The sequence below is a fragment of the Streptomyces bohaiensis genome, from assembly GCF_012033785.1.
GTDB lineage: Bacteria > Actinomycetota > Actinomycetes > Streptomycetales > Streptomycetaceae > Streptomyces > Streptomyces bohaiensis.
In genome coordinates this window covers 1-9,962 of record NZ_JAAVJC010000176.1, presented here as the reverse complement: position 1 = coordinate 9,962, position 9,962 = coordinate 1, and the positions used below count along the sequence as shown (strand labels likewise).

The 9,962-nt window shown below is 74.3% G+C and carries 11 protein-coding genes; 4 read left to right on the top strand and 7 right to left on the bottom strand.

Translation table 11 applies throughout. From position 1 onward, the window contains the following. The first annotated feature begins 84 nt into the window (after positions 1-84). Positions 85-1,008, top strand: a complete 924-nt coding sequence (locus tag HCN52_RS17330; protein ID WP_168089363.1) for a carbohydrate kinase family protein — start codon at positions 85-87, stop codon at positions 1,006-1,008. A 482-nt stretch (positions 1,009-1,490) separates the two neighbouring features. Next, a complete protein-coding gene (locus HCN52_RS17325) occupies positions 1,491-2,069 on the top strand; it encodes a snapalysin family zinc-dependent metalloprotease (RefSeq protein WP_312876744.1) in 579 nt (192 codons plus the stop codon). A 62-nt stretch (positions 2,070-2,131) separates the two neighbouring features. Here the strand turns inward: HCN52_RS17325 and HCN52_RS17320 are convergent, their stop codons facing one another. Beyond that, entirely contained in the window at positions 2,132-2,617 is a 486-nt protein-coding gene (locus tag HCN52_RS17320) for an HIT family protein (protein WP_168089361.1), read from the bottom strand. Between the two features lie 110 nt (positions 2,618-2,727). Between HCN52_RS17320 and HCN52_RS17315 the strand changes: the two genes are divergently transcribed. Beyond that, positions 2,728-3,468, top strand: coding sequence for a hypothetical protein (locus tag HCN52_RS17315; RefSeq protein WP_168089360.1), 741 nt, complete (start codon positions 2,728-2,730; stop codon positions 3,466-3,468). Positions 3,469-3,539: 71 nt separating this feature from the next. After that, positions 3,540-4,379 (top strand): GntR family transcriptional regulator, encoded by an 840-nt coding sequence (locus HCN52_RS17310; RefSeq protein ID WP_168089359.1) that lies wholly within the window; start codon positions 3,540-3,542, stop codon positions 4,377-4,379. Positions 4,380-4,500: 121 nt separating this feature from the next. Here HCN52_RS17310 and HCN52_RS17305 read toward each other — a convergent pair whose 3' ends face one another. The 6 genes from HCN52_RS17305 to HCN52_RS17280 form a co-directional block, all read right to left on the bottom strand. After that, on the bottom strand, positions 4,501-5,298 hold the full coding sequence (locus tag HCN52_RS17305; RefSeq protein WP_168089358.1) for an exodeoxyribonuclease III: 798 nt from the start codon (positions 5,296-5,298) through the stop codon (positions 4,501-4,503). Positions 5,299-5,358: 60 nt separating this feature from the next. Beyond that, positions 5,359-6,003 carry an MBL fold metallo-hydrolase gene (locus HCN52_RS17300; RefSeq protein ID WP_168089357.1) on the bottom strand — a complete coding sequence of 215 codons (645 nt, stop codon included), beginning with the start codon at positions 6,001-6,003 and terminating at the stop codon, positions 5,359-5,361. Positions 6,004-6,142: 139 nt separating this feature from the next. Then, positions 6,143-6,991, bottom strand: a complete 849-nt coding sequence (pssA, locus tag HCN52_RS17295; protein ID WP_209314663.1) for a CDP-diacylglycerol--serine O-phosphatidyltransferase — start codon at positions 6,989-6,991, stop codon at positions 6,143-6,145. Further along, a complete protein-coding gene (locus HCN52_RS17290; RefSeq protein WP_168089356.1) occupies positions 6,978-7,625 on the bottom strand; it encodes a phosphatidylserine decarboxylase in 648 nt (215 codons plus the stop codon). The genes pssA and HCN52_RS17290 overlap by 14 nt, the downstream gene beginning before the upstream one ends. Before the next feature lie 336 nt (positions 7,626-7,961). After that, the gene (locus HCN52_RS17285) at positions 7,962-8,951 is read right to left on the bottom strand and encodes an HpcH/HpaI aldolase/citrate lyase family protein (RefSeq protein ID WP_312876743.1); all 990 of its coding nucleotides are present in this window, start codon (positions 8,949-8,951) and stop codon (positions 7,962-7,964) included. A 100-nt stretch (positions 8,952-9,051) separates the two neighbouring features. Further along, positions 9,052-9,813, bottom strand: a complete 762-nt coding sequence (locus HCN52_RS17280) for a TetR family transcriptional regulator (protein WP_209314662.1) — start codon at positions 9,811-9,813, stop codon at positions 9,052-9,054. Positions 9,814-9,962: the final 149 nt, after the last annotated feature.

Here is a 9,962-nt window from a genome sequence, read left to right as displayed (position 1 = left end):
GCCCCCGGCGGCGCCCGGGGCGCGCCGGGGGCGCCCACCGGCTGGCATACTGCCGACCGTCCCGCAGCGAGAACAAGGGGGGTGATGGCCGTGACCTCGGCCTTCGTCGTCGTAGGAGAGTGTGTCGCCGACATCGTCCGGCGGCCCGGTGAGCCGGATCGCGTCCACGCGGGCGGCAGCCCGGCCAACGTCGCGTACGGGCTCGCCCGGCTCGGCCACGACGCCACGCTGGTGACGGAGCTCGCCGACGACGAGCACGGGCGGCTGATCACCGACCACCTGTCCTCCGTCGGCGTCACCGTCGAGGCGTCAGCCACCCCGCGCACCCCCTCTGCCGTCGCGACTCTCGACGCCGAGGGCCGTGCCGACTACCGGTTCGACATCGAGTGGGGCCTCGACGCGCCGCCGCCGCTCGCACCGGGCCGTCACCTGCACACCGGTTCCATCGCCGCGGTGCGCCGGCCCGGTGCCGCCGCCGTCCTGGAGGCGCTCCGGTCCGCCGCGGGCCGCACCACGGTCAGTTACGACCCCAACGTGCGGCCCGCGCTGATGGGGGACCACGCCGACGCGGTGGCGAGCGTCGAACGCATCGTGGCGCTCAGCGACGTGACCAAGGCCAGCGACGAGGACCTGGAGTGGCTCTATCCCGGCCGCGCCCCCGAGGAGGTCGCCGAGGCATGGGTCGGACTCGGGTGTCCGCTCGTGCTGGTCACCCGGGGACCGCACGGCGCACTGGCCGCCACCGGCGCGGAGCGGCGTGAGGTGCCCTCGCTCCCGGTGGAGGTCGCCGACACCGTCGGCGCCGGCGACGCCTTCATGTCCGGCGCGCTGCACGCTCTGGCCGCCCTCGGGGCGCTGGGCGCCGGCGGGAGCGACCGGCTCGCCGGGCTCCCCGCCGAGGCGGTCGACGAGGTGCTGCGCACCGCCGCCGCCTCGGCGGCCGTCACGGTCGGCCGGGCGGGCGCGAACCCGCCCCGTGCGGCCGAGTTGACCGCGGCGCTGGCCTGACGGCCGTCGTTCGCCCGTCTGCACCGCGCGCCCTTCTCCGCCCCACGGGGACGACCCGTGGGGCGGAGAGGCGCCCCGCTCGTCCGCGCCCCGCTCGTCCGCTCCCCGCTCGTCCGCGCCCCGTCCTGGCCCTGTTGCCGGCCGACGCGAGGCGGTGGGGCGCCCGTGACGGGGCCGGTGGCACCGTCGCCCCCGGCCCCTCCGGCTGCCTCGGCTTTCCCGCCTCACCCGGCCCCCTCCCGGCCGCTTGGCCGCGCGCCGCGCCCCCGGCGTGCGGCCAAGCGGTGTGCCCGGAACGCGCCCCTCGGGGGGTGCTGGGCGGACAGGCCGTCCCCGACGGGGTTGGAGCACTCCGCGGGTGGGAAACCACACGGATGGCGCTGGCATGTTCATGTTCAATCCGGCCGTGTGCGGGCGCCGGCCCGTCCCCACCGCTCGCCGGGTGCCCGGACCGCCCGGCTACTCCCCCCTGGAGGCAGACCGTGACCACCGGCAGAGCAATACGGGTCCTGGTGACCCTGCTGGTCGTGGCCCTCACCTGGACCACCGGGCAGGCGTTCGCCGCCACGCCCGACGCCGACCGCCCGCTCGCCGCCCGCGTCGTCACCTACGACGTCAGCGGTGCCGCGGAGTTCACCACCGCCGTGCACCGCGGCGCGGACGCCTGGAACGCCAGCGTCGCCAACGTCCGACTGGTACCCGTCCAGACCGGTCAACGCGCCAACGTCCGTGTCGTCGCCGACAACGGCTGGCCGCGCGCCCAGCGCACCAGCCTCGGCAACGGCACGGTGTGGATGGGCCGACAGGCCGTCAGCGAGGGCTACAACACCGTCCGCATCGCCTCGCACGAGTTCGGGCACATCCTCGGCCTGCCCGACGTGAAGCCCGGCCCCTGCTCCAGCCTCATGTCCGGCTCCACGGGCGGCATCTCCTGCACCAACCAGTTCCCCAACGCCCAGGAGCGCGCCACGGTGGAGCGGTACTTCGCCGGTTCCCTGCTGCTCGGGCCGGCCGCGGACTCGCCCCGTTCGAGCGTGCCCGCCCTCGCCCTCGGGCGCTGACCGGCGCCGGCGCGAGCGTTCCGTGCGGCAGGCGACCGGCCGCACGGAACGCTCGTCCCGGCTCAGGAGGGAGCCGTGCCGTCCTCACCGGAGCGGTCCAGTGCGGCGCGCAGCGCCGACCGCAGTCCGTCGTGGCCGCGGCCCAGTGCGAAGAAGGGGTCGCGCCAGCGCTCCTCGGGATAGCGGCGCACCGAGCGGTCGCGGAGATCCGCGGGCTCCCACCGGTAGCGCGGCCAGACAGCCGCCACCGGGCCCCCGGAGCCCGGGAGTTCCACGTCCACACCGGTGCAGGCCGGGTCCAGCGTCCGGCACGTCTCCTCGACGGCGCCGGCCAGCCGGTCGACGTCCGCGAGGAACGCCACCCGGTGCTCGCGCGACAGCTCGGCGAACCGACGCACCGTCGGATCGTCGCCGAGCAGCAGTGCGTGGCCCGGCAGGAACTGCGCGTCCGCCAGCACCGCGAACCCCGCGTCCAGCCGCCGCAACACCGCCGGGTTCTCCCCGCGCAACGCGCTCGCGACCCGGTCCTCGCGCCACCCCTCGTCCATGACGGCAGCCTATCGGGGAGGTGGCGGGACGCCCCGGGCGGCGCCCGGCCGCCCGCCGCGCGGCGCCGGGAGTCGAACGCCGCTGCGAAACGCCGGTAGGGTCCCGGGCCATGAGCGACACACTCCTCCTCGTCACCGCCGTCGTGGCGGCCGTCGTCGGTGCCGCAGCCGCCGGGTGGTTCCTGCGGGGCCACGTCTACGGCCTCGCGCTCCGCCGCAAGCAGCGGTTCTTCGGGCTGCCCGACAACTCCGAGTGCCTGCTGGTCGTGAGCCGGGAGACCGGCGCTGACGGCGCGGTGTCACGCAACGACGTGTTCGCGCTGCTGGAGCTGGCCGCGCTCATCAAGGCGTGCCACGCCAACGCCCAGGTGATGTCCGGCGACGCGCCGCAGCAGGGGTTCGGCGAACGCACCGAGATATGCCTGGGCAACCCCCTCGGCAACCGGCGGATGGCGGCGCACCTGCACTCCCTGATGCCCGGCGTCAGCTTCGACACCGACACGGCCGCCGGCCCCGACCGCGGCTCACTGACGGTCGGCACCGAGCGCCACCGGCTCGTCAACGGCTCCGTGGAGCACGTCCTCCTCGCCCGCCTCACCGCGGGCCAGGGCGGCCGGCCGGTCTTCCTCGCCTGCGGCCAGCGGTCCATCACCCACCAGGCGGCGGCACGACATCTGGCCAAACATCACGTCAAACTGGCCCGCCGCTACGGCTCCGGTGGCAACTTCGTCCTGCTGCTCCGCGTCGTGAACTCCCAGGCCTACGGCCCTGACGTGGTCGAAGTGATCGGCGATGTCACCAAGGTGGCCACCACCCCGCGCGCGGCTCTCACGACGAGTAAGGGTGCCTGACGGGCCGTAACGTACGCTGACTCCCGGTCGGCCGGTGGCCGGCCCGTCGCCGCGAGTGTGCGAGGAGCAGCATGACGGACGCCCGCCCCGTCTACCAACGGATCGCAGACGACCTGCGTCGCCGGATCGACGACGGCAGCCTTCCGGTCGGGTCGCGCATCCCCTCGCGCTCCGAGCTGCGCCGCGCCTACGACGCCAGTGACCAGACCGTCGACCGGGCGGTTCGCGTACTGAAGGCCGCCGGCTACGCCAACGGTCAGTTCGGCCGGGGTGTGTTCGTCAGCGACCGCGTGCCCATCGGCGCGCTGGTACGGGCGCCGCACTCCGACGACACCCCGCTCGCGGCCCGCCTGGTGCTGGGCTGCGGGGAGGGCGGCGACCGGGTCCGGGACGGTGCGGGGCGCATCGGGACCGGCTCCGGCGCATCCGAGGAGGGCCCGCAGCTGGCGTGGGAGGCGACCTCGACGACCGGGAGTGCTCCGCCGCTCATCGCGGAGCGGCTGTCGCTCGGTACCGGCGCCCCGGTCGTCCGCACCGAGTACGAGTTCCTGGCCGATCGCCGACCGCTGCAACTCTCCGTCAGCTGGGAGCCGTTGACGCTCACCGGTGGCACCGACGTGGAGCGGCCCGACAGCGGCCCCTACGCCCGGTGCGGGGTCCCCGGCCGCTTCGCGGCCATCGGGATCCGGGTCGTACGGGCCCGGGAGGCGGTGGGCTCCCGCCCGGCGTCACCCGCGGAGGCCGAAGCGCTCGGCTGCTCGCCCGGCCAGTCCTTGACCGTGGTGGAGCGGACCCACTACGACGACCGACGGCGGCCGGTGGAGACCTCGGACACCGTGGTGCGGGGCGACCGCTGGCGGCTGGAGTACCCGATCGACCTCGCCGCGCCCCGGCCCGCGCCGAGCCGCTGAGCCGCTGAGCCGGTCCTTCGACCGGGCCTCGGGGGCGCGGGCCCACGAGCCCCGTGGCCGGGTCGCCGGGCGGCCGCACACCCCCGGCGTCCCGCCGCGGCACCCGACGGGCGGTGCGGGCTCAGCCCGCCGGGGGCGCGGCCAGGTCGAGGTCCACCACGACGGGCGCGTGGTCGGAGGCGCCCTTCCCCTTGCGCTCCTCCCGGTCCACGAAGGCGTCGGAGACCGCGGTCGCGAAGGGCGCGTTGCCGTAGACGAGGTCGATCCGCATGCCCTTGTTCTTCGGGAAGCCCAGCATGCGGTAGTCCCAGTAGGTGAAGGGGTGGTCGTACTTCAGGGGGCGCGGAACGACGTCCCGCAGCCCGGTCTCCCGCAGCGCCGCCAGCGCGGCGCGCTCCGGCTCCGTCACGTGCGTGGCGTCGGTGAACTGCGCGATGTCCCAGACATCCTCGTCGGTCGGGGCGATGTTGTAGTCGCCCAGGACCGCGAACGGCTGTTCAGCCGCGGCGTCCGTCGCGACGGCGGTCCGAAGCGCCGCGAGCCACTCCAGCTTGTAGGTGTAGTGGGGGTGGCCGACCTCGCGGCCGTTGGGCACGTACACCGACCAGACCCGCACCCCACCGCAGACCGCGCTGACCGCCCGCGGTTCGACCGCGCCGTCGTACGCGGGCCCGTCGGGCAGCCCCTGCCGCACCTCCTCCAGGCCGACGCGGGAGATCACCGCCACCCCGTTCCAGCGGCCGGTGCCGTGCGAGGCGGCCTCGTAGCCGAGCTCCCGCAGCGGACCGGTCGGGAACGCCTCGTCACCGCACTTCAGCTCCTGCACGCAGAGCACGTCCGTGCCGGAGGACTCCAGCCAGGCCAGCAGCCGCGGCAGGCGGGAGGTGATGGAGTTGACGTTCCAGGTGGCGATACGCATGGTCTCTCTTCTCGGACGTGCGGGCGTGAGCAGCGGCGGGGCACAGGGGGCGGGCCGTGGTCAGAGGGTCAGCGAGCCGCCCGGCGTGAGCCGGGTGTAGTCGGCCCCGCCGAGCCCGGGGCCGGCGGGGCCGAGCTGGCGGGTGTACACGGCATGGCCCGGCTCCGCCAGCAGTCCGTCGTGGACGGCCAGCGCGCGGGTGGGGGAGACCTCGCGCACGTAGTCCACGACCTCGGAGAACTTGTTCCACGGGGCGTGGACCGGGAGCAGCAGGTTCTCCACCGGCCGCCCCGGTACGGTGAGCGCGTCCCCGGGGTGGAAGAGCGAGTCGTCCACCAGGAAGCCGATGTTGGTCACCCGGGGGATGTCCGGGTGGATGACCGCGTGCAGTTCGCCGTGCACCTCCACCGCGAACCCCGCCGCCTCGAAGGTGTCCCCGTGCCCGACGGTGCGTACCCGCCCGGGGTAGGCGGCCGCCAGCTGTTCGGCGACGCTCCGCAGCGTCCAGACCACGACCGCCGGGTCGGCGTCCAGCGCGGCGCGGAGCCTGCCCTCGTCGAAGTGGTCCGGGTGCTCGTGCGTGACCAGCACCGCCTCCGCCCCCAGCGCCGCGTCGGGCTCGCTGAAGCCTCCCGGGTCGATGACCAGACTGCGACCGCCGCGGGTCAGCCGTACCGACGAATGCCCCTGCTTCGTGAACTCCATGCGCGCCATTGTGCCCCGCGGCGCGCCGCGGGGCGGGGGCGCCGTGAACCGGTCGGCGCGTCCTCGGCCGACGGCCGGGCCGGGGAACGCCGGAGGGGGCGGCGGGAGTCCCCTCCCGCCGCCCCCTCCGGGCGGTGTGTCACTGTGCGGCGGCGCGTGCCTCCCGGCGGTCCTCACGGAAGGCGTAGACGCGGCGGGCGGTGGCGAACAGCGGGATCACCGCGGCGAGCACGACCTGCATCGAGCAGGCGGTCTGGAGCATCAGCTCGCCGCCGGGGGCGTCGAAGGCCCAGGCGGTCAGCATGCCCATGCAGAGGGTGATCCAGGCGAGCATGGCGCCGGCCAGCGGGCCGCGCGGCTTGGGGTACTCGACCCGGCTCACCATCAGCCACGCCACGCCGACGATCGCCAGCAGCGTCGGCACGAAGGGCAGTTCCAGCAGAACGATGGAGACCACGGTCAGCGCGCCGAACGGGCAGGGCATGCCCTGGAAGACGCCGTCGGGCATCGACACGCAGGAGAACCTCGCGAGCCGCAGGATGACGGCCAGCAGCACCACGATCGCGGCGAGTGCCGACAGCGGCTCGTGGATGTCGCCGACGACCATGCCCCACACCAGCACGAAGTAGGCGGGCGCCAGGCCGAAGCTGATCAGGTCGGAGAGGTTGTCGAGCTCGGCCCCCATGGGGGAGCTGCGGAGCTTGCGCGCCACCAGGCCGTCGAACAGGTCGAAGATCGACGCCAGCAGCATGAGCAGCACGGCGGTCGCCGCGTTGTTGCGGACGACGCCGACGTCGCCGGTGCCCGTCAGGTGCGGGATCAGCACACCCGAGGTGGTGAAGTAGACGGCGAGGAAGCCGCAGGTCGCATTGGCGAGCGTCAGCGCGTCGGCGATCGACAGCCGCAGCGACAGCGGCATGTCGTCGTCATCGTCCGTGTCGTCCTCGGGAACCCAGGCCCCCTCGGACTTGCGGTCAATCACGGTCAAGGCGAGTCACCCCCGCGGTGGTGGGCTGACCGACCTCGACGGCCGGTTCGATGCCCTCGGGCAGGTAGACGTCCACACGGGAACCGAAGCGGATCAGGCCGATGCGCTCACCCTGCTCGACCTTGCACCCCTGCGGCACGTACGGAACGATCCGGCGTGCCACCGTACCCGCGATCTGCACCATCTCGATGTCGCCCAGCTCACTGTCGAAGTGCCAGACCACCCGCTCGTTGTTCTCGCTCTCCTTGTTGAACGCGGGAACGTAGCCGCCGGGGACGTGCTCGAGCGAACGGACGGTACCGGCCACGGGGGCGCGGTTGACGTGCACGTTCAGCGGGCTCATGAAGATGGCGACACGGGTCCGCCCGTCCGCCCACGGCATGATCGACTGCACCACTCCGTCGGCCGGGGAGATCACCCTGCCGGTCGCGATCTCCCGGTCGGGGTCGCGGAAGAACCACAGCATCCCGGCGGCGAGCACCGTCGTCGGCACGGCCACGGCGGCCCAGCGGCCGGAGCGGCGGGCCTTGGCGAGGCTCAGCGCGGCGGTGGCGACGGTCGGCACCACCCACGGGGAGGCACCGCGCGCGAAACGCACTCGGCCGGGTTCTTCGGAGAGAGAGCGGTGGGGCATGGGAGACCATTCGTAGCGGGAGGAGTTCGCGCCGAGAGAACGGGCGATTACCAGGAATGCTATCGGCTGTCAGGGGTAACGGAGCAAGCCGCCGCGGGGCATGGCGCCGTCATCGCAGGCCTGGCTGTGCACTTTTCGCCACTCGGGGCGTTCGGATGGGGCCCTTCGGCCCGGTTCGCGGCTCTCCTCCCCTCCGTACCCGGCCATGATCATGTCCAATCGTCGACTCTCGGACAGTCGCGGGCCGTCACCACGGGGTGACAGCGGCCGCAGCCGGGCGGGGGCGGCGCGGCGGCCGGCCACCGCGCCGCGCCCGGCGCCGCACCCCCGGGGGCGTCAGCCCGCGGCCGGTGGCTCGAACCGGGAGGTGCGGCGCAGCCCGGCCGCGCGTCCCTTGCCGGAGACCACCAGGGCCATCTTGCGGCTCGCCTCGTCGATCATCTCGTCGCCCAGCATCACCGACCCCTTGGCCCCGCCGGCGACCGAGGTGTGGTGGGCGTAGGCGTCCAGGATCAGCTCCGCGTGGTCGAAGTCCTCCTGGCTGGGCGAGTAGATCTCGTTGGCCGCGTCGATCTGCGCCGGGTGCAGCACCCACTTGCCGTCGAACCCCAGGGCCGCGGTGCGGCCGGCCGCAGCGCGGAACCGCTCGGTGTCCCGGACGGCGAGGTAGGGGCCGTCGATCGGCTGGAGGTCGTGGGCGCGCGCCGCCATGAGGATGCGCATCAGGATGTAGTGGTAGGCGTCCGCCGGGTAGCCGGGCGGTTGCTCGCCCACCACCAGCGACTTCATGTTGACCGACGCCATCAGGTCGGCCGGGCCGTACACCAGCGTCTCCAGCCGCGGGGAGGCTGCGGCGATCGCGTCGACGGCGACCAGCCCTCGGGCGTCCTCGATCTGCGCCTCGATCCCGATGCCGCCCACGCGCAGCCCCAGGCCCTTCTCGATCTGCGTCAGCAGCATGTCCAGCGCGGTGACCTGCCGGGGGTCGCTCACCTTGGGCAGGATCAGGCAGTCGAGGTGCTCGCCGGCCCCCTCGACCACCGTGATGACGTCCCGGTACGCCCAGTGGGTGGTCCAGTCGTTGATCCGGACGGTACGCGTCCGGTCCGCCCAGTCGCCCTCGTTGAGGGCGGTGACCGCGGCGTGGCGGGCGTCCTCCTTCACCGGGGGAGCGCAGGCGTCCTCGAGGTCCAGGAAGAAGTGGTCGGAGGGGAGCGTCTGCGCCTTCTCGACGAACCGCGGGTTGGAGGCCGGGACGGCCAGGCAGGAGCGGCGCGCGCGGCGGGGCGGAGCCGCCACCGGGGACGCTGCGGGGTCGGGTGACACGGGGTTCCTCCGTCGTGGTGGTGCGGTGCTCCGCCGTCCCGGTCGTGGACGGCGGTGGTGTGCCGGGTGGGGGTGGCGCCCGCGGCGGGACGGGGCGCGCTCAGCGGTGCTGCTGGAGCGCGCGCTCGATGGTGCGCATCAGCTCCGGGAGCGGCGCGTCGGTGGAGGCGACCGTGACGAGGACCTGTCCGCCGCCCGCCGCGAGCGGCGGCGCCGAGCCGGGGGTCCGGCCGGTGAAGGCCGGCAGCGTGCCGAAGGTCCGGCGCACGATGGCGAAGGCGTGGTCCAGCTCGGCTGCCACGTCCCCCTCGCCGCCGGCTCGCAGCCACCGCCGGAGCACGTGGTTGTGCGCGGTCACCACGGAGGAGGCCGCGACCTCCGCGAGCAGCGGCTCGTCGCCGTTCGGGGAGTCCTCGTCGAACCGGCTGAGGAGGTAGCGGGTGAAGAGCCGCTCGTAGCGCGCCACCGACGCGATCTCCCGTTCCCGGAGCGCCGGCACCTCACGCGTCAGCCGGTAGCGCTCGACGGACACCGCCGGGGAGGCGGTGTACATCCGCATGACCTCCCTGATGCCGCGGCAGATCGTGTCCACCGGGTTCTCCCCCGGGGTGGCGGCCTCCAGGACGGCGCGGGCCCGCTCCAGGGTGTCGTCGTGGTCCGGGAAGATCGCCTCCTCCTTGGACCGGAAGTGCCGGAAGAAGGTCCGCCGCGCGACGCCCGCCGCGGCGGCGATCTCGTCCACCGTGGTGGCCTCGTAGCCTCGCGTGGAGAACAGCTCCATGGCGGCGGCCGCGAGCTGTCGGCGTACCTTGAGGCGCTGAGCGGCGGGCTGCGGGCGCGGGGACTTCACCGGATGGGCCATGGTGCGAACGTAACGTATCGGAGCCGCCGCCCGCGGTGGCGGCCGTCCGGTCGGCGGCCGTGCGCCACCTGCGACGGACACCGCCGCGCCCCGGCCGTCCGTCCCGCGCCGATGCGGTGGCGGCCGGTGCCGCGGCACCGGCCGTGGGC